Source organism: Microcoleus sp. Aus8_D2 (genome assembly GCF_036702665.1).
GTDB lineage: Bacteria > Cyanobacteriota > Cyanobacteriia > Cyanobacteriales > Microcoleaceae > Microcoleus.
Map to the genome: position 1 here is coordinate 287,110 of NZ_JAUBUN010000001.1, position 20,135 is coordinate 307,244.

The window sequence follows — 20,135 nt, forward strand, 5'->3', positions numbered from 1 at the left end:
CGTTCAAAACTCCCAACTCCTACAATCCAATATAGCACGCAGTCAGCGGTTTTTGCCACTGGCTGATTTCTGTAGAATGCTGCCTGCACGCCGCGAATATTATTGCACCGTAAATATTTGCCACCATCAAGGACTTTTCCCAATCCCAACTCTCATATCTGCAAGGCCAGACCCCCTAGGTCTGTATTTACCTGTTGCTATGAGCCTCAACTATTCCCCTCCCGGACGACTTTTTTTTGCTTTTTTGCTAAAGATATGCTACACATATACCGGAGTTATTTACTAATAGCTAGTCGTGGGTATAATCCATAAATTTAGCGGTCGGCTATTTATGACCGGTAGCAATTTATATGTAGCTGACTAAAAAATATTTTAAGCCACCTTGAATTTTTACTCTCAAGTTTCGCTTTTTCGGAAATTGAGAGGTATGATGTGTTTAGATTAAACCTAATGACTGTGTATGTATTCATAGGAGAAGTACGAAAAACTACGTATTCCTACAGATATAAAGCTCCAGACAGATACGGGCATCTCTAAGTAGATACTGTTTCAGTCACGATCGGCGATCGTTAGGTAATTGATTTCTGCAAAAGGGGTGCACGCATGACCGATCTACTTAAACAACAAGAAACTGCCAGCTACAACGAGCGATCGCTCAAAACTCTGGTCAGGTCCATCGCCATGTCTCAACAGCAATTCTCGCTAATTTTGGTGCGCTGCAACTACGAGCAGTTGCGACAGCAAATAGCGCAGCGGCTGCGAGAAATGTCCGCAGTTCCAATTCAAGATCTCGTCCTGCCAGCATCCGTCAAAACCCTCTACACTACCCTCCTGGCAAACACGTTCCCGAGCGAGTCTTCGGCGGTCGGTTCCGCCTCGGCTTTGATGGTATTCGGGTTAGAAACAGTAGTAGCGATCGACGAACTGATGGCCTCTACCAATCAAGTGCGAGACGAATTTCGCAAAAATTTTTCCTGCCCGGTGATTTTGTGGGTAACAGATGACATCGTGACCAAAATGATTCGTCTGGCCCCGGATTTCAAAAGTTGGGCCGCCGCCACAATTAAATTTGAAATGGCGGTTGACGAATTAATTGATTTTCTGGCAGGGCGAGCCGATACTATATTTAAAATAGGCGAAATCAATCAAGAACTCGGCAGCAGCACCGCCGGCACCAGACCAGGTTTTGGCACCTGCGAAACCGACTGGGAAAACCCCGCCCACTCGCGCTCCCTCAGCTCCGGAGAACGCTTTCTCACCTTTAAGTCTCAACCCCAAAACGGACAACAATCAGATGTCCATTCCTATTCGCCTTTGAGTCCGGGGAATACCCTCGATTTGGCGATCGGCTCTTTGTCGCGCCGAGAACTAGAATTAGCTTTAAGAGATTTACACAATCGCGGTCAAGAATTAGAACCCGCCCTGAAAGCCAGCCTGCAATTCGTTCTCGGTCGAGATTACTATGTCAGCGATCAAACCGAAACCGCCTTAATTCACTATCAAGAAAGCTTAGCATTTTGGCAGCAGCAAACCGGCAACTGGGAACTCGCAAACTGGGAATATGCCGAAAACCGACCAACCCTGTGCTCCTCGTTGTCGAATCCTGTCCCCAACATCCTATTTTTAGAGAGAGAAGGCATAGTGCTGTTTCACATAGCTTTGTGTCACCGCTTACAAGCAGCCAGAAATCCGGTAGCCAACCGCCACCACTGGGAACAAGCTTGGATTAGCCTGGAACAATCTAGAAACGCTTTCTCCCTTGCCGATCGCCCGCAATTGGTAGCTGAGGTGACAGCACACCTAGGACAAGTGCTGCAACGCCTGAAAGCTTGGGGAGAGTTGCAAGCATTAGCTGAAAATTCTTTGCAGTTGCACTTCACTTACGGTACTGCCAGCCAACTAGCTCAAGATTACGGGTTTTTGGCTGAAGTTGCCTTGCAACAGTCGAGGTGGAGTCAAGCCCGCCAGCTAGCCGAGTTGGCCTTGGCGATTTTAGATCAAACACCTAACGATTTGAGATTGTTGATTGAAGATTTGAGATTGGGGTTTGAGGGGAATTATCCAGAATTTGTGGGCACTAACGAGTCAAGTAACGATCCCAAATCTAAAATCCAACATCCCAAATCCGATCGCAGTTCGTATCTTTTACTGTTAGCGAGAAGTTTGCGGGAGCTAGGCCAGTGGGAAGCGGCGGTGCATTCTTTGGAGTTGGCTCAAACTCAAAGCGAGCCGAAGTACGATCCCCGACTTTACATCGATATTTTGACGGAACTGCAAGCAGTTTATTTCGAGCAGGGAGAGTATCTCAAAGCTTTCCGGATTAAAAAGACTCAGCGATCGATCGAGTATCAATACGGATTTAGAGCTTTTATTGGAGCCAGTCAATTGCAACAGCAGCGCCAAGCTGTCAATCCTTCGAGCCCCTCAGCTCAAAATCAAGCTGCGATCGCAGCGTCCATGACAGCTTACTCCCGCCAAAAAGATATCAATAGATTGCTAGAAAGAATTAGCAGAGACGACCATAAATTAACTATTATTCACGGGCCCAGCGGAGTCGGGAAAAGCTCTCTCGTCAACGCCGGCTTAGTACCTGCTTTGAAAAATATTACTCCGGGCGCGCGGGATGCCTTGCCCGTAGTAGTCAAAGTTTACACCGACTGGCTGGTGGAATTAGAAAATGCTTTGAACGGCGCGCTGCACGACAAACAAACCGAAGAGGAAAGGAAATTAATCGCCAAAGTAGTACAGGAAATCGACCAAAAAAGTTGCTCTATTTTCCCAGATGGCAGAGCGGAAGTCTCCAATTTTATTATAGATCAGTTGCGCGAAAATGCCACAAATAATTTGTTGACTGTGCTGATTTTCGATCAATTTGAAGAGTTTTTCTTTGTTTCGACCTCAGTCGAACAAAGACAACTTTTTTATAACTTTTTGCGTTTGTTTTTAAACCTGCCTTATGTCAAGATAATTCTCTGCTTGCGCGAAGATTACTTGCACTATTTGCTCGACTGCGATCGCTTCCCCGACCTCGACGCCATTAACAATAATATTCTCGACAAAAGCATCCGCTACCAACTGCGCAGTTTTTCGATCAAAGACGCGCGGGCTGTAATCGGACACTTAACAAAACGGGCGGAATTTTATTTAGAGCCGGCACTGATCGATGCCTTCGTGGAAGATTTGGCAGACGAACTGCAAGAAGTGCGACCGATCGAATTGCAGGTAGTGGGAGCGCAACTGCAAGAAGAAGGTATTACCAGTCTAGCGCAATACCAGCAATTGGGGGACAATCCCAAAGCAGAATTAGTCAAGCGATCGCTAGAAGGAGTCATCTCTGACTGCGGCCTGGTTAACGAAGACGCAGCTTGGAAAATCTTGTTTTCCCTGACAGATGAAAGAGGCGTGCGGCTGATTAAAACCAAACACGAACTCTCATTAGTGACAGGCCACCAGCCCGCAGATGTCGGCGAAACCGAATTATCGGCATTATCGGCGATTGGCAGAATTCCGCTACAGCTACAGTTCGCCAAAAAAGCAGAAAGCGGACAAAAGAAAACCGACCACCTGGACTTAATTTTAGATATTTTAGTCGGTCACGGTTTGCTATTTCTGCTGCGGGAAGCGCCGGAAGACCGCTATCAATTGGTACACGACTATTTAGTGCGGCCGATCCGCCAAAGATTCGGCTTAGAAGCCAGACTGCACAAAGCAGAAGCCGACAAAAAGATGAGTCAAGCACAGCTCTACCGAGCCAATACTTTTCTCAAACAACTGCTGGGAGTAGCAGTGATCGGCGTACTGCTGCTCACCAGTTCCACCATCGCCGCCGTAAACTTTTGGTGGCGCGCAGTCGGTCAAAAACAGCTAGCTGTCGCTCAAACTCAGCGAGCCGAAATCAGTACCCTCACAGCAGCTTCAGAAGCGCTTTATTTATCAAACAACAAATTTGACGCCATGATGGAAAGTTTGAGAGCGGGTAAAAAGTGGAGACAGATCGAACACTCCCCACAAATGCACAGCCTCAAGGACACCGAAATTCTGATTGCTGCGGCCCTCCAGCAGGCAGTTTATGGTGTCAAAGAACGCAACCGCTTGGAGGGACACGGTGACGTAGTTTGGGGTCTGAGTTTCAGTCCAGACGGTCAAACCATAGCTTCTGCCAGCGTAGATAAAAGCGTGAAACTTTGGCGGCGCGACGGCAGTTTGCTGGCAACTTTCAAAGGCCACACTAACAGCGTCTCCTGTGTCACGTTCAGTCCGGATAATAAAACGATCGCCTCGGCAAGTTTAGATAAAACTGTAAAAATTTGGCAAACTGACGGTACGCTGCTTGCAACTTTAACAGGCCACACTCATAGCGTTACCAGCGTTGCTTTTAGCCCCGACGGCCAAACGATCGCCAGTGCATCTACAGACAAAACTCTCAAAATTTGGCAAACTGACGGTACGCTGCTGCAAACGATCGAACAAACAGCTTCCCTAAATTGGATCAGCTTCAGCCGCGATGGTAAAATAGTCGCTGTGGCGGGCGATGACGGTACTGTGAAACTGTGGAGTTCTGAGGGCAGGTTAATTGCTAATTTGTGGCACAGCGAAAACAAAAAACCCTTGAAAATTTACACAGTCAGTTTTTCCCCCGACGGTACACTGCTTGCTAGTGCCGGTGAAGACAAAACGGTGAAAATCTGGAGCATCGCTGCACTAAAATACCCAGCCACAAAAAAATCAACCAAGGTAAATAAGGGCGAACTGCTAACAACTTTGCGGGGACACAGCAAGTGGGTATTTGGTGTCAGTTTCTCCCCTGACGGTAAAACACTTGCTTCTGGAAGTGCAGACAGGAGTGTCAAACTCTGGAATCTGGCGGGTGTTGGGGACAAACGCCCAACCGATGCTAGTAACATTAAACCGGAGAGCCGTTTGCTGAGAACTTTTGAGGGACACGCCGATCGAGTTACTCAGGTGAGTTTTAGCCCGGATAGCAAAACTCTGGCTTCGGCAAGTTTTGACAAAACTGTCAGACTTTGGCGGCTCGATGATGTGCCGCTCAAAACCCTCGACGGACACCAAAACCGGGTGCAAAGCGTTACTTTCAGCCCCGACGGCCAAAAGCTGGCTTCTGCTTCTACGGACACAACTATCAAACTCTGGAGCCGCACGGGGATTTTGCTGGGAACATTGGAAGGACACACTCAGAGAGTCGCCAGCGTCAGTTTTAGCCCCGACGGGGAGCTACTGGCTTCTGGGAGTTACGACAAAACGGTGAAAGTCTGGAGTCTGAACAAAGATGGGATGAGTAATAGTCTCCCTTGTCCTGCGGCGCCGCTATTCCCGTGTTCGCCTTCTGTGCTGTTTACCCTCGAAGGACACGGCGACAGCGTGATGAGCGTGAATTTTAGCCCCGACAGCGAGATTATCGCTTCGGCGAGCAAGGACAAGACTGTGAAACTCTGGACGAAAAACGGCAGGTTGATTAAGACTTTGACGGGACACAACGGCTGGGTGACTGGGGTGACATTCAGTCCCGACGGAGAAATGCTGGCTTCTTCGAGTGATGACGGTACTGTCAAAATCTGGAATCGGGATGGTGGTTTGCTGAGGACTTTTGAAGGGGCTCACAATAGTTTTGTGTTGGGGGTTGCTTTTAGCCCTGATAGCAAAATGCTGGCTTCGGCTGGTTACGACAATTCGGTGAAGCTGTGGAAAGTGGACGGGACTTTGGTGGCGACGCTGCTGAAGGGTTCTAGCGACAGCGTGACTAGCGTGGGTTTTAGCCCGGATGGTTTGTTGGTTGCTTCGGGCAGTTACGATCATAAGGTGAAGTTGTGGAGCCGCAGCGGGACGTTGCTGAAAACTTTGACGGGTCACAAGGATAGTGTGATGGGCTTGAGTTTTAGCCCGGATGGGAAAATTCTGGCTTCTGCTAGCAAGGATAATCGGGTGATTTTGTGGAATTTGGATCTTGATGATTTGCTGGTGAGGGGCTGCGATTGGGTTGGGGATTATCTCAGAACTAATCCTAATGTGAGCGATCGCGATCGGCGTCTCTGTGAAGGGGTGGCGACAAAATCTCAATTTTAGGTAATTGGGAATGGGTAATTGGGAATGGGTAATTGGTAATTGCTTAACTGTCCCGGCTAGAAATCTTTTTTACGAGAGAGTCGGCGGTTGAAATCGCGTCCACTTTAAGCAGACTCATGAATAGAGATAGAGTCTGCTGTCGAAACCGATACTGCACAAACGATGTCCACGGCAAGCGGACTCATAAATTAAGGAATAGAAAACTTACGCATTGACAGAAATAGCGCTATGTAAATTTAAGCCCACCTTCTGTTTGAGGTGTGACAAAATGAAGTCGCGGGCTACTATACCAGCTTTGTCTAATCTCGATTTCACCCACTTCTGTCAGGCAGTCAGGGTGTGGTGAAGGACATGCAGCAAGACCTAACGGCTGGAAGCTCAGCAACGGCGGGATGAAAAGCAACCTCTCCGCGTCAGACACTAGCCCTCCGTTCGTTGCAGCGCCTTGTTAGGCTCAGTGGCCGGACAATGGAGGTGGACAGATTTCCATGACTTGAATCAAGCCATGCTCAATGGTGAAGCGATGACCAACATGCTCATCAGCAATCACGCTTCCAGCCAGATCGCGCACGACCTGATGCACATCGACTAAAATCCGCCCGCCCTCCTCTGGCTGAAAGGCAATCGGCTCCACATGCCCATTGATCTCGCTCCATTGCTCCGTCCAGTAAGCGCGGATTTCTTCATGGCCGCGGACAAAACCGCCTTTGAACGCTCGCGGCCAAGCCACGTCAGGAGTCATTGTGGCGAGGGCGGTGTCAATATCTCGCGCGTTGAAGGCAGCGTACGCCGCGCGTAGCAGTTCAATTTCTGGTGCAGATTTATCTGGCATAAGAGCTGTGGTGAAGGACATTCTGCAGGGCTTAACAATTCTTATTCAGAACGCTTCGGCATAAGAGCCCGCAGCGGGTGGGATATATCTAATGATTCTGTATAACACCATAACACCTTAATGTGGCGTTGATGCCGACTCTTTGGGCACAATACGCTCGCTCAAGGTGATTAGGCTGAATCTTTCTGCATATTTTCAGATTCTTTATGGAGGTGAGCGGGATGTACTACTAAGCACACTTTACATCCTTCTATCTAATGCAGCAGCGTCCCAAGAAATTGTTGGAGCAGGTGCGAGATGTCATCCAGTTGAAACACTACCCCTACCATACTGAAGAAATTGTTTTTGAGTTATTCGGCAATCATCCGTCCTCTTCTATTCCTCAGAATACATATTTTGCACCTCTTGTCAATCCGTAAGTCCTGGAATATTCAAGCCTGGGTTTGGTATCAACACTCCAAACTCAAAACTATTTCCCCCTTTCGCTTGCTCTCGGCTTCCTGTAAAGTAAATAATTGTAAAGAAATATGAGTTTTCTCTTATCCTCTGGTTAAGACCGCCAGCTAACATTCACAATTAAGACCCGGATTACAAGTTCCTATGTCACAGCTTTTCCCGCGCAAATTTCTAGCCTCTGCTGCTGCTTTTTTTCTGGCTTTGTCGGTGTGGGCGATCGCACCTGCGGCCCATGCTTTCAACAATCCCGATTTGTTGCCTTCCACTCAGACGCCGATCATTGATTTAGCTAAAGCCCTTACGGATATTGAAGAAGAGGGTTTGGCAAAAAATTTAAACGCCTTTGAAGCTGAAACCGGTTGGAAGTTGCGAGTGCTGACTCAGTACGATCGCACGCCCGGTTTAGCTGTCAAAAGTTATTGGGGCCTAGATAACAAGAGTGTATTGCTAGTTGCTGACCCCCGAGGCGGTAATTTGCTGAATTTTAATGTGGGCGACGCGCTGTATCCACTGCTGCCGCGCACTTTTTGGGTGGAACTGCAAACCCGCTACGGCAATCAGTTTTTTGTGCGGGACAATGGGGAAGATCGATCGATCATTGAATCTTTGGAGTCGATAGAAGGCTGTTTGCGTCAGGGCGGTTGTCGCGTAGTTCCCGGTTTGCCGAGGGAACAGTGGGTGCTGACTTTAATTACGTCGGTGCTTGGCGGTGTGATCTGCGGGTTTGCGGCTCAGCCTCGGAAACCTGGACAGGGTGTGGCTTGGCAGTGGGCGCTAATTTTTTCGCCGCTGTGGGGTATTCTGTTTTTGGCCTTCGGAATTGGGCCGGTGGTGACTCGGACTTCGGACTGGTTACCTTTGGCTCGAAATGTGTCCGGTTTTGCGATCGGGGCTTTGGTGGCATTCTTGACTCCGGTTTTGGGCAAGTCTCCTTCAGAGGAAACTTAGTTTTTTTAAGAGTCCTGCCGTCATCAGTCCTGCCGTCGGGCCGTCCTGCCGTCATCAGTCGTTAGTGCGAGCTTAAGATCTCGCGTTATTAGTGTGACTCTTGGAAAGTGTGACTCTTAGAAACCGGGTTTTTTACGGAATCTGGGGGCCGCAACCAAGTTAACTCGTGAAAAACCCGGTTTCTGGGCCTCGCGCGCCAGTCCAAAGAAACCGGGTTTTTTAGCTTTTTTGCGATATGCAACGAAGTTAACTCCTGAAAAACCCGGTTTCTGCCCCGTGTGCCAGTCTTGAGATGATTTGTCGGCTGCCAAAAGTGCCCAAAAATCCGCTCCTCACAAATAACTAATGACTGATGACTAATGACTAATCACTAAAAGCTGGTAAGCTGATACCTGACAACACACAGGCGACAGCTATCCAACAAATGGAATGGCACGTAAGCGATGCCCAGAGTCTGGGATTAATCGATAACGAAATTGGCGACCACGGTTTTTCTGCGGCGGAGTACGAAATAGTCCGCCGTGTGATCTATGCGACTGCTGATTTTGAGTACAAGTCTTTAATTAGTTTTTCCGATCAGGCTTTGCAAGCCGGGGCGGCAGCTTTGGCTGCTCGAACTACGATCGTGGTAGATGTGCCGATGGTGCAGGTGGGCATTACCCCACAAATTCAAAGTACCTTTGCGAATCCGGTTTACTGTTCGATGGAGGCTTTGACGCGCCCTCAAAAGGAAAAGACGCGGGTGGCTTGGGGAATTGAAACTTTGGCCAGACGCTATCCTGAGGGGATTTTTGTGGTTGGCCAGGCTCAAACTGCTTTGTCGGCGATCGTAGATTTGATTGAAGCTGAGGAAATTCGGCCGGCTTTGGTGATTGGAACGCCTTCTGGGTTTGTCGGGGTTGACGTGGCTAAGTCGCGGCTGCACGATTCGATGGTTCCTCACATTCGGATTGAGGGGCGCAAGGGTTCGGCGGTGGTGGCTGTGGCGATTATGAACGGTTTGGTGGATTTGGCTTGGCAAGCCTACGGCCAAGAGGGGAACAGTTGATGAGGTTCGATCGTTCAGACGAAGAGTCCAATGGCATTGCTCAAGTCTCAATCACGCCCGCCTATGAGTGCTTTTAAGATAGAGCGAGGTTCCTGCATAGATCGTCCACGGCGATCGTCTGCGTTTCAACTCTCTAGGTAAGGGAACGATCGGGTCGAATTGTGATTAAATTAGTTGCCACTTGCTCTCTTTTGCCATTGATAGAATTGTCGCTGTCGGCGTCTTCCTGTTAAATTGCCGCCCTTGTCGATGGGAATAAGAGTTTATATCATGTCCGGTCAATTACCATCACAAAAACGGAACGCACGTGCCCCCGGAGCGTCCGATCTCATGCTGCAAAAACGGAACGCACGTGCGGACTTTCGTGGGCAAAAATATGCCCGCGAAAGTCCGCACGCGCGAACTGATAAGATTGCGGTTAATCGATCGGACACGATATCAATCATGTGTATAGCCTTTCGAGCGAAAGATTCGCGGACGCTGGAATTTTTCGTAATTGGTAATTGAAAACTTATATATCAATACAGTTCAGATCGGATAGTTAAGAGACAAAACGCTGTGAAAAACATAGACTGAGATTGGTCTCCCCTCGCGCCCTGACAAAAAAAGACCAACTCCGTCCAGATCGAAGAGTTAACTGGTAAGGATCGCGAATTAAATAATTTACACAAGTTTGTGGGATGGGCGGGGGATCCCGTCCAGAAAGGACGCCCGTCCCGCCCATCCCACAAGAACCATCAAATTGTCAGTTATTTAATTCTCATTCCTAATTGCTCGGATCTAGCATTTCTCAGTAATATGAGCTACCCTTGGTAATTGGTAATCGGTAATGGCTCGTCGGCGTACCTCAGACAAATTGAGAACCGCTATAGGATCTAACTAACTTTTAGCAGCTAACAGCCCTGTGATTTCCCACATTATTCAGTTGAGGAAAGATTGAGATTATGAATACCGAAACAACTTCTTCACTCCTGCTGAGTCCCTTCAAATTGGGAGATTTATCGTTAAAAAACCGGGTAGTCATGGCACCCATGACGCGGGCCAGAGCCGGTGAAACGCGGATGCCCAACGCCTTAATGGCCGAGTATTACGCTCAGCGAGCCAGTGCTGGTTTGATCGTGACAGAAGCCACGGTGATTTCTACTCAAGCTAACGGTTGGCTGAATACGCCTGGTATTTATTCAGACGAGCAAGGCGAAGCTTGGAAACAAGTTGTAAATGCGGTTCATGCCCGCGAAACGCCGATTTTCATGCAGCTTTGGCACTGCGGGCGCGCTTCCCACAGCAGTTTTCTGGAAAACAATCAATTGCCAGTTGCAGCCTCTGCCATCAAAATCAACGGAGAAGGCATTCATACCCCTGCCGGCAAACAACCCTACGAAACTCCCCGCGCTCTCTTAACCGATGAAATCTCGATCGTTGTAGAAGATTATCGCCACGCGGCAGAACGGGCAAAAATGGCTGGTTTTGACGGTGTAGAAATTCACGGGGCTAACGGCTATTTAATTGACACGTTCCTGCAATCCAAAACCAATCACCGCACAGATTCCTATGGCGGCCCAGTTGAAAACCGCTACCGTTTTCTTAAGGAAATTGTGGAGGCAATTCTGACAGTATTTCCTGCCAACCGAGTTGGAGTTCGACTTTCTCCCAACGGTGTTTTCAATGATATGGGTTCTCCAGATTATCGCGAAGATTTTCTGTATTTTGCGGGGCAGTTAAATGTCTACGGTTTAGCTTACCTTCACCTGGTGGATGGTTTAGCTTTTGGCTTTCACGAATTGGGAACGCCGATGATGATAGGAGAGTTTCGCGATGTATTTTCCCAGCCGCTGATTGGTAACTGCGGATATACTCAAGAACAGGCCGAAACGGCTTTGAGCAGCAAAGTTGCGGATTTAATTGCTTTTGGTCGGGATTTTATCAGCAATCCGGATTTGGTAGAGCGTTTTGCTGGCGGTTGGCCGCTCAATCCGCCTGCGGAAGTTGGCGTCTGGTATTCTTTTGGGCCTGAAGGTTATATTGACTTTCCTAGCTATCAAGAATCGGCAGCTATTTCTTAGGATCGAAAATTTAATAACTTAAACACCTCAATCAGTCCTCTCTCCTGTAAGCTGCGAGCTAAAAAAGGAGGCTCTTCCTCGCCCCAGAAGCGTTACCAGGAAGAGCGAAAGTAACAAGCAACAAGCAACAGTTATTAAATTTTCATTCCTTAGTTTAGGCGATCGCACGGGGCGATACCAAGTCTCGCAACCGCTTTCGTCGGTTAGGACTCGATGCAACAATATTCGTAGGGTGCGTCGCTATTCTTAATCCCTAAATTCTCTCGACAATTTCATGGATCCGCACCTGACACATAGAGGCGCTGGAAATAACCCTCTGTTTCACTCCGCCCATAAATTATTGGGTCGCACGACTTTTTATAAATGGTATAAGATATGCAAGGCTCCCATGAAGTAAACAATTAAAGTGCTTTAGTTGCTGGCGCATTCGACTGTTTAACTTTCCACCAGCGCTCAATCAAGTTGAGATCGGATAAATCAGGATTTGAGATACTCCCCGCACGTTTACACGTGGGGAGTATCTCAACAGCTCTTTGCCAGCTTCTAGAGAAGTGCTTTATACTATTTATAAAACAATACGGTTCACGATCGACCGATCCCCCCGGCGCCCCCCTGGTGGGAGGGGAGTAGGGGGTGGGACAAGAAAGCTCTTAAAGTCCCACTTGGTTCGGGGGATGCGAGGGGATCTCCAACCATAAGGAGTCGATCGTGAACCGTATTGATTTATAAAAACCATTGGAACAACATAATTGTTAGGTTTGTTAGCAATAATCATGGCAGAAACCAGGTGCGTCGATGTGAGATTGTCGATTTTTATTTATGATTTTGAAGGGATCCGCACCCTACATCTGAGCGGACTTAAGTCCGCACTACAAACTGTAATCGACCGGACATGATATTAATTTATAGTAATATTTTTTTTAGCCGGAGTTTGGCGCACTATTTATGATAAATCAGGTTGTTGATTTAACTCAAACTGTCGATTTAACTAACTGCGATCGCGAACCGATTCAAATTCCCGGGCTGATTCAGCCCCACGGGGTGCTGTTGGTTTTGCAGGAATCTGACTTGAACGTCATCCAAGTCAGCAGCAACACGTTTGAGTTGGTGGGTAGGCATCCTCAATATCTGTTGGGCAAACCGTTATTAAACTTACTCTATCGCCCGCAAATTGATGCGATCCAGCAATGCTTAAACGAAGACTTTGAGTATGTGAATCCCTTAGATATTTCCATCAAACGTCAAACTAAATTACTCAAGTTTGATGGCATTTTTCATCGCTGGAACAACCTGATTGTTTTGGAATTAGAACCAAAAAAGACGAGCAATAAAACGGACTTTTTCCAGTTTGCCCAGCGAGTTAAAGGCACGATTACTAAAATTCAAAAGGCTCCAACTTTGCTGGAGATGTGCGCGGTTGTGGTGAAAGAAGTGCGAAAAATTACCGGATTCGATCGCGTTATGGTATATCAATTTGATGCCACCGGAGCCGGACGGGTGATTGCAGAAGATCGGGTGGAGACGCTGACGCCTTATCTGGGCTTGCACTATCCCCCCAGCGACATTCCCCAGCAAGCAAGACAGCTTTATACCCTCAACTGGCTGCGGTTGATTCCCGACTCCTCCTATGAGCCTGTCCCGTTAGTGCCAGCGCAAAATCCCTTAGACTCGCGCCCGACGGATTTGAGTTTATCGGTGCTGCGGAGTGTGTCTCCCGTACACTTAGAATACCTCAAAAATATGGGTGTATCAGCCTCCATGTCTATTTCGCTGATCCAAGACCAAAAACTATGGGGACTGATTGCCTGCCATCACTCGACGCCAAACTATGTTCCCTATAGCGTGCGAACCATGTGCGAGTTTGTGGGCCAGGTAATGTCGATCGAGCTAGCCAGCAAAGAAGATCGTGAAGACTTAGACTACAAAATCAAGTTGAAGTCGCTGCAAAGCAAGTTTGTAGAATTGCTATCTCAGTCAAAAAGCTTCTGGGATGGATTAGTTCAACTCAACTCCAACCTGCTAGATCTCGTGGGTGCGACGGGAGTGGCGGTTTGTGCTGGAGAACAATTTATTTGTATGGGTGAAACGCCGCCAGAAGCTGAAATTCCTGCCCTGCGGGACTGGATTAAAACCCAGATTCAACACAACCTGTTTCAAACCCGATCGCTATCTGAGATTTATCCAGCCGCAGACTCATTTAAGGCGGTTGCGAGCGGACTCTTAGCACTAGAAATTTCCAAAATCAACCAAAATTATATCTTCTGGTTCCGCCCAGAAGTGATTCAAACCGTCAACTGGGGCGGCAACCCCAACAAACCTGTCGAAGTCACAGCCGATGGCGAGATGCGGTTGTCTCCTCGCAAATCCTTTGAACTCTGGCAAGAAACGGTGCAGGGTTGCTCGGAAGCCTGGAAGTTCTGCGAGATTGAAATCGTCACCGAACTCCGCAGCCTGATCGTCGGGATTATCCTCAGTCAGGCAGATGAAATGGCTAAGATCAATCTAGAATTGGAACGCAGTAACACTGAACTAGATGCCTTCGCCTATGTCGCCTCCCACGATCTCAAAGAACCGCTGCGCGGCATTCATAACTATTCCAATTTCTTGATTGAAGATTACGGGGATGTGTTGCACGAGGACGGCATTGCCAAATTGCAAACGCTAGTGCGGCTAACGCAGCGGATGGAGGATCTGATTAACTCGCTGCTACACTATTCTAGGCTGGGACGCACCGAACTTTCGCGCCAACCGACAAATCTCAACGATTTAGTGCGACAGTCGATCGACACTTTAAGGATCAGCCAGCCGCAGCAACCGATCGAGTTTCGCACTCAATCCTTGCCGACAGTTGCTTGCGATCGCACTCAAGTCAGCGAGTTATTCACCAACCTGATTAGTAACGCGATTAAATATAATGATAAAACCGAGAAATGGGTGGAAATTGGTTTGATGGAATCAGAAGCCGCGAGCAGTAAAGACCCAAGTTTATATACATTTTATGTGCGAGATAACGGCATTGGCATCGCCCAACAGCATTTGGGGCGGGTGTTTCAGATATTCAAGCGACTCCACGCACAAGACGAATATGGTGGCGGTACAGGAGCAGGTTTGACGATCGTCCAAAAAATTGTCGATCGACACGGGGGGAAAATTTGGGTAGAATCGACGCCCGGTGAGGGGAGCACGTTTTACTTCACATTATCGGCGGCGGTCAAACCATGACCGGATATTCAGCCACCCGCGGTATGCAACTCCCTCCCTTGCTGATCGTTGAAGACAGCAACGAAGACTTTGAAGCATTCCAACGCTACCTCAACGTATATTTTTCGCAGATCCAGGTTTATCGCTGCATTAATGGCGATCGGGCCCTGGCGTTTCTGTACCGCACAGAACCCTACACCGATCCTAAAACTGCTCCGCGCCCGGGACTAATTTTGCTAGACCTCAACTTACCGGGAACCGATGGGCGAGAGGTACTGTATAAAATTAAACAGGATGAAAATTTGAAAAACATTCCGGTGGTTGTTTTCACGACCTCCAACAATCCCAAAGACATCGAAGCCTGCTATCAACAGGGAGCGAACAGCTATATCATCAAACCTATGGACTTCAAGCTCTTGAAGCGAAGTATTCAGACGTTGTTGAGCTACTGGTTTGAAATCACAATGCTCCCTTTTCAGTCTCCGGAGGAAGACCAGTCATGAGTAAAATTGAGCGCACTGTTTTGATTGTGGAGGATAACCCCGAAGACACCGAAATGTATCGGCGGTACTTGCTGCGCGATCGCGATTATCAATATACTATCCTCGCTGCCAAGTCTGGACAGCAAGGGATCGCGCTGTGGGAGCAGCACCAGCCGGATGTGGTGTTGCTCGACTACCGACTGCCAGATTTGGATGGACTAGAATTTTTGGCAGCCCTACAAACCCAAGCACAGCAACCAAATTTACCCGTAGTTATGGTGACGGGGCAGGGGAATGAGGCGATCGCAGTTCAGGCAATCAAAGCAGGCGCCCAAGACTATCTCGTGAAAGGACAAATCACCCTAGAGAGTTTGCAATTGGTCGTGCACAGGACGATCGCAGCCGTGGAGTTACGGCAGCAACTGCAACAGCGGATCGATCGAGAGCAGGCGATCGCGCGGATCGCACAGAAAGTGCATGGAACCCTCAACCTCGATGAAATTCTGCACATCACCGTCGAAGAAGTGCGGCAGTTCCTGCATACCGATCGCGCGATCGTGTTTCGGTTAGAACCAGACGGCACAGGAACTGTGATGGCAGAATCTGTGGGGGCCCAATGGATCTCAATTCTGTCGGCTCAGATCTACGATCCGTGTTTTGTCGAGAGCTATGTCGATCGCTACCGTCAGGGAATGGTGACTACAAAAGCAGATGTTCACGACGGCAGCATTGCCCCGTGCCACGTTGAACTCCTGACTCAGTATCAAGTTAAGGCGAATCTAGTGGTGCCAATTCTGCACGAAGAGCGGTTTTGGGGAGTGCTGATTGCTCATCACTGCACTTCTCCCCGCCAGTGGCAACCGTTGGAGATTGACTTGCTCCAGCAACTGTCTACTCAGGTGAGCATTGCGATCAGACAGGCGGAGCTTTATCAGCAAGCGCAACACGAAATCGCCGAACGCAAACGCACTGAGGAAGTGTTGCGGGGCAGTGAAGAAAGACTGCGGTTGGGGCTGGCAGCCGCGCGCATGGGAACCTGGGACTGGAATATTCTGGAAAACCACATTACCTGGTCTTCTAACCTGGAAGAGCTGTTTGGGTTGGCGCCTGGAGAGTTTGATGGCTCCTACGATCGGTTTGTCGAAAGGCTGCATCCAGAAGACCGCGATCGCGTGCTAAAAGCGATCGATGTTGCGATCGGCACGGGAGCAAACTATAACATTGAATTTCGGGTGGTGTATCCCAACGGTAAAATCCGGTGGGCGCTCAGCTTGGGAAAAGTATTTTATAACGAGCAAGGACAAGCGATTCGGATGTCGGGCGTGGATTTGGATATCACCGATCGCCAGCACACCCAGGAAGCGCTGCGTCAGAGTGAAGAGTTTAGAAAACGGGTGTTGGAGAGCAGCAGCGACTGTATCAAAGTGCTGGATCTGGATGCACGGATCTTATACATGAATCCAGGAGGGATGTGCCTGTTGGAGATCGACGATATCACCCCCTACTTGAACGCGGAATGGATCTGTTTTTGGCAAGATGAAGCTCAGCAAGAGGCAGAAGCTGCGATCGCGGCGGCGAAGGCAGGAGAACTGGGTAGATTCCAGGGCTTTTGTGCCACCGCCAAAGGCACGCCAAAATGGTGGGATGTCCTGGTAGCACCGATCCGGGATGGGGCAGGCGCAGTAGTACAACTGTTATCGACTTCGCGGGATATTACCGATCGCAAACAAGCTGAAATCGAGCGCGATCGCATTCTGCAATTAAAACAAGCTGCCTTGGCGGAATCGGAAAGAGTTAACCGCATCAAAGACGAGTTTCTCGCGGTGCTTTCTCACGAGTTGCGATCGCCCCTCAACCCGATCTTAGGTTGGACGAAATTGCTGCAAACTGGCAAACTGGATCGAACCAAAAGTGTAGCAGCGTTAGCGACGATCGAACGAAATGCCCTAGCCCAGACTCAATTGATTGACGACTTGCTGGATATGGCTCGCGTGCTGCGGGGCAAACTCAGCCTGAATGTGGCTCCGGTCAATTTGTTATCGACGATTGAATCTGCGATCGAAACTGTGCAGACTGCCGCCACCGCCAAGTCAATTCAGATTCATCCGGTGCTCTCCAATATCGGTCAAGTGTCTGGGGATGCCGTTCGCCTCCAGCAAATTGTCTGGAATTTGCTTTCCAACGCTGTCAAGTTCACTCCCAAGGGCGGACGAGTAGACATTCGACTAGAGTCAGCAGACAAGCAAGCGCAGATTGTGGTAATAGATACTGGCAAAGGCATCAATCGAGACTTTTTGCCCTACATCTTTGAGTCTTTCCGTCAAGAAGATGCTTCTGTTACGCGCAAACATGGGGGACTAGGGTTGGGACTGGCGATCGTTTATCAACTGGTAGAAGCCCACGGCGGAACAATCAAGGCTGACAGTTTTGGGGAAGGAAAAGGAGCGACTTTTACAGTCAGCCTGCCATTGCTGAACGTTAAAAGAGAGGAAAATCGATCGGACAAGCTATTAGAACAAGAACAGGATCTTAGAGGCATCCGAGTGTTGGCAATTGATGACGACGCAGACAGCCGGGAAGTAATCGGGGTACTGCTGTTTCTGGCTGGAGCAGAGGTGATGACAGTGGCATCTGCCGCCGAATTTATGGTAGCCCTAGACTCGTTTTTGCCGGATGTTTTGGTGAGCGATATTGGCATGGCAGAAATGGATGGCTACAGTTTGATCGGATATGTGCGTTCTCTGTCACCCGATCGCGGGGGAGCGATCCCAGCGATCGCTTTAACTGCCTATGCTGGAGAAATGAACCAGCAACAAGCTCTGGCGGCGGGCTTTCAGAGGCACGTTTCCAAGCCTGTTGAACCCTATCAATTGGTTGGGGCGATCGCGGATTTAGTGAGCAAATAGCTATGGAAATATGAGCGAGAGGTTGAGAATATCTTGATAAATTATTTCTCAAACATAGCCCATAGCTGATACTTTTAACCCAGACAATTTCCGACTACCTTTCAATGCGTTCAAGTTCTTCCCTCAGGACTCGTCGCAAAATTTCCTCTAACGATTCCCGACGTTGCTGAATGTATTGGCGCAAAGCCTCATTAATCAATGTCTGATAATTTCCGCCACCCGCTAGATGCGTTTGTTCCCGGAACCAAGCCAACACTTCATCATCCAACCGAATGGTAATTCTGGTTTTACCGGAGGGCATTGGATCGATTGCTCCCCGTTTGCCTTTGCTGAAATCATATTCTGTTTCCATCTTCATGCCTCTTCGTATTGCTTCCGTTCGCGACGTGTAGCTTTCCGGGCTGAAATCACCCGAATCTGATTACCCCGGAAAGTGTAAACGAGAATGAGAACTTGACCAAAAACATCCATACCAATTGTGATGAAAGGCTCTTCGTCAAATCGCTCATCTTGAGTAGTAATTGCCAAATCGTCAGAAAAAACTGATACTGCATCAGCAAAGTCGATTCCGTGCTTGCTGAGATTGGTAGCAGCTTTGTCCTTGTCCCATTGATACCTCATTTAAGCGTTATATGCACGTTTGTACACCATTGTAGCGGCTTCACCACAAAATCTGAACATTGGACTCGGTGCAACAGTAACAGATTGATTGGGTCGATCGCACTTTTAGGTCGATCGAATCAAAGGAAAATGGGCGCACTGGCGATCGTCAATCTGGAAAGTTGAGATCCAGAACGTTTGGGCCTATCCTATTAACCTGAGGGAATCTCAAAACATCCGAGCCACTAGCTCAGCTTTTGAGATGCCCCAAAAATAATCAATCGCGATCGAAGCATTTTTAAGAAAATGGCACAAAATCACAAGTCAACGGTTATCATCACCGGCGCATCCTCCGGCGTCGGCTTGTACGGCGCCAAAGCCCTTGCAGACAAAGGATGGCACGTAGTCATGGCCTGTCGCGACGTGCGAAAAGCCGGAGACGCCGCTCAAGAGTTGGGCATACCTCAAGGTAGTTTCACGATTATGCAGATTGACTTGGGCGATTTGGAGAGCGTGCGCCGGTTTGCTCGAGAATTCAAGTCAAGCGGCAGGCCTCTAGACGCTTTGGTGTGCAACGCAGCTATCTATTTGCCTTTAATTAAGGAACCGCTGCGCAGCCCTGAAGGTTACGAGTTGACGATGACTACCAATCACCTCGGTCATTTCCTGCTGTGCAATCTGATGATGGACAGTATGAAGCCTTCCTATTATCAAGATGCGAGAATCGTGATTTTGGGAACTGTGACTCACAATCCAGACGAGTTGGGCGGGAAGATTCCGCCGCGTCCTGATTTGGGCAAGTTTGAGGGTTTTGAAGCGGGTTTTAAAGACCCGGTTTCGATGGTAGATGGGAAGCAGTTTGAACCTGTCAAGGCTTACAAAGATAGCAAAGTTTGCAATGTGCTCACTATGCGGGAATTGCACCGCCGCTTTCACGAATCGACGGGGATTAATTTCACTTCGTTGTATCCGGGATGCGTGGCGGATACGCCGCTTTTCCGCAATCACTATCCTTTGTTTCAGAAGCTGTTCCCGCTGTTTCAGAAGAATATCACCGGCGGTTACGTATCGCAGGAGTTGGCGGGGGAAAGGCTGGCGATGGTGGTTGCAGATCCAGAATACAAGCAATCTGGGGCTTATTGGAGTTGGGGAAATCGCCAGAAAAAAGATGGTAAGTCTTTTGTGCAGAAGGTTTCTCCGCAGGCGCGCGATGATGAGAAAGGCGAGCGGATGTGGGAGTTGAGTGCTAAGTTGGTGGGATTGGCTGACGGAGCTTCCATGGGTGCTGCTAGTGCGGGCCGCTCTGCATAATTCAAAATCCAAGTTGGCGCTTGAAACCGAGTCGGGACATGGGTTTGTAGTGAGGACTTCAGTCCGCAATCAGAAGGACTGAAGTCCTGACTACGAACCTTGGAAAATCTCTTGAAACCTAGCCCGCACGTGGGTTTGTAGTGAGGACTTCAGTCCGCAATCAGAAGGACTGAAGTCCTGACTACGAACCTTGGAAAATCTCTTGAA

General features: G+C 48.7%; 11 protein-coding genes. 8 read left to right on the forward strand and 3 right to left on the reverse strand.

Features of this window, described 5'->3' with window-relative positions:
• The first annotated feature begins 603 nt into the window (after window positions 1-603).
• A complete protein-coding gene (locus QUB64_RS01260) occupies window positions 604-6,081 on the forward strand; it encodes an nSTAND1 domain-containing NTPase (RefSeq protein WP_333269053.1) in 5,478 nt (1,825 codons plus the stop codon).
• A 454-nt stretch (window positions 6,082-6,535) separates the two neighbouring features.
• Here QUB64_RS01260 and QUB64_RS01265 read toward each other — a convergent pair whose 3' ends face one another.
• Window positions 6,536-6,913, reverse strand: a complete 378-nt coding sequence (locus tag QUB64_RS01265) for a nuclear transport factor 2 family protein (RefSeq protein ID WP_333269054.1) — start codon at window positions 6,911-6,913, stop codon at window positions 6,536-6,538.
• Window positions 6,914-7,513: 600 nt separating this feature from the next.
• On the opposite strand from QUB64_RS01265, the gene QUB64_RS01270 reads away from it, so the two are divergent.
• The 6 genes from QUB64_RS01270 (at window position 7,514) to QUB64_RS01295 (ending at window position 18,017) form a co-directional block, all read left to right on the forward strand.
• Window positions 7,514-8,317: a TPM domain-containing protein gene (locus tag QUB64_RS01270; RefSeq protein WP_333269055.1), complete on the forward strand. Its 804-nt coding sequence runs from the start codon at window positions 7,514-7,516 to the stop codon at window positions 8,315-8,317.
• A gap of 424 nt (window positions 8,318-8,741) precedes the next feature.
• Window positions 8,742-9,365 carry a precorrin-8X methylmutase gene (locus tag QUB64_RS01275; protein ID WP_333269056.1) on the forward strand — a complete coding sequence of 208 codons (624 nt, stop codon included), beginning with the start codon at window positions 8,742-8,744 and terminating at the stop codon, window positions 9,363-9,365.
• A 944-nt stretch (window positions 9,366-10,309) separates the two neighbouring features.
• Window positions 10,310-11,428: an alkene reductase gene (locus QUB64_RS01280; RefSeq protein WP_333269057.1), complete on the forward strand. Its 1,119-nt coding sequence runs from the start codon at window positions 10,310-10,312 to the stop codon at window positions 11,426-11,428.
• Between the two features lie 945 nt (window positions 11,429-12,373).
• On the forward strand, window positions 12,374-14,650 hold the full coding sequence (locus QUB64_RS01285) for an ATP-binding protein (protein ID WP_333269058.1): 2,277 nt from the start codon (window positions 12,374-12,376) through the stop codon (window positions 14,648-14,650).
• A complete protein-coding gene (locus QUB64_RS01290; RefSeq protein WP_333269059.1) occupies window positions 14,647-15,132 on the forward strand; it encodes a response regulator in 486 nt (161 codons plus the stop codon). The genes QUB64_RS01285 and QUB64_RS01290 overlap by 4 nt, the downstream gene beginning before the upstream one ends.
• Complete coding sequence (locus tag QUB64_RS01295) at window positions 15,129-18,017, forward strand: response regulator (protein ID WP_333269060.1); 2,889 nt, start codon at window positions 15,129-15,131, stop codon at window positions 18,015-18,017. The genes QUB64_RS01290 and QUB64_RS01295 overlap by 4 nt, the downstream gene beginning before the upstream one ends.
• A 94-nt stretch (window positions 18,018-18,111) precedes the next feature.
• On the opposite strand, the gene QUB64_RS01300 is transcribed toward QUB64_RS01295, so the two are convergent.
• Window positions 18,112-18,369 carry a BrnA antitoxin family protein gene (locus tag QUB64_RS01300; RefSeq protein ID WP_333269061.1) on the reverse strand — a complete coding sequence of 86 codons (258 nt, stop codon included), beginning with the start codon at window positions 18,367-18,369 and terminating at the stop codon, window positions 18,112-18,114.
• Window positions 18,370-18,371: 2 nt separating this feature from the next.
• Window positions 18,372-18,638 carry a BrnT family toxin gene (locus QUB64_RS01305; protein ID WP_333269062.1) on the reverse strand — a complete coding sequence of 89 codons (267 nt, stop codon included), beginning with the start codon at window positions 18,636-18,638 and terminating at the stop codon, window positions 18,372-18,374.
• A 285-nt stretch (window positions 18,639-18,923) separates the two neighbouring features.
• On the opposite strand from QUB64_RS01305, the gene QUB64_RS01310 reads away from it, so the two are divergent.
• Window positions 18,924-19,928, forward strand: coding sequence for a protochlorophyllide reductase (locus QUB64_RS01310; protein WP_333269063.1), 1,005 nt, complete (start codon window positions 18,924-18,926; stop codon window positions 19,926-19,928).
• The last annotated feature ends 207 nt before the right edge of the window (window positions 19,929-20,135 follow it).

Excerpts from the sequence above, each read along its gene's own strand:
- QUB64_RS01285 (WP_333269058.1), top strand. The coding sequence starts at position 12,374 with ATGATAAATCAGGTTGTTGATTTAACTCAAACTGTCGATTTAACTAAC.
- QUB64_RS01295 (WP_333269060.1), top strand. The coding sequence starts at position 15,129 with ATGAGTAAAATTGAGCGCACTGTTTTGATTGTGGAGGATAACCCCGAA.
- QUB64_RS01310 (WP_333269063.1), top strand. The coding sequence starts at position 18,924 with ATGGCACAAAATCACAAGTCAACGGTTATCATCACCGGCGCATCCTCC.
- QUB64_RS01265 (WP_333269054.1), bottom strand. The coding sequence starts at position 6,913 with ATGCCAGATAAATCTGCACCAGAAATTGAACTGCTACGCGCGGCGTAC.
- QUB64_RS01270 (WP_333269055.1), top strand. The coding sequence starts at position 7,514 with ATGTCACAGCTTTTCCCGCGCAAATTTCTAGCCTCTGCTGCTGCTTTT.
- QUB64_RS01260 (WP_333269053.1), top strand. The coding sequence starts at position 604 with ATGACCGATCTACTTAAACAACAAGAAACTGCCAGCTACAACGAGCGA.
- QUB64_RS01290 (WP_333269059.1), top strand. The coding sequence starts at position 14,647 with ATGACCGGATATTCAGCCACCCGCGGTATGCAACTCCCTCCCTTGCTG.
- QUB64_RS01275 (WP_333269056.1), top strand. The coding sequence starts at position 8,742 with ATGGAATGGCACGTAAGCGATGCCCAGAGTCTGGGATTAATCGATAAC.
- QUB64_RS01300 (WP_333269061.1), bottom strand. The coding sequence starts at position 18,369 with ATGGAAACAGAATATGATTTCAGCAAAGGCAAACGGGGAGCAATCGAT.
- QUB64_RS01305 (WP_333269062.1), bottom strand. The coding sequence starts at position 18,638 with ATGAGGTATCAATGGGACAAGGACAAAGCTGCTACCAATCTCAGCAAG.
- QUB64_RS01280 (WP_333269057.1), top strand. The coding sequence starts at position 10,310 with ATGAATACCGAAACAACTTCTTCACTCCTGCTGAGTCCCTTCAAATTG.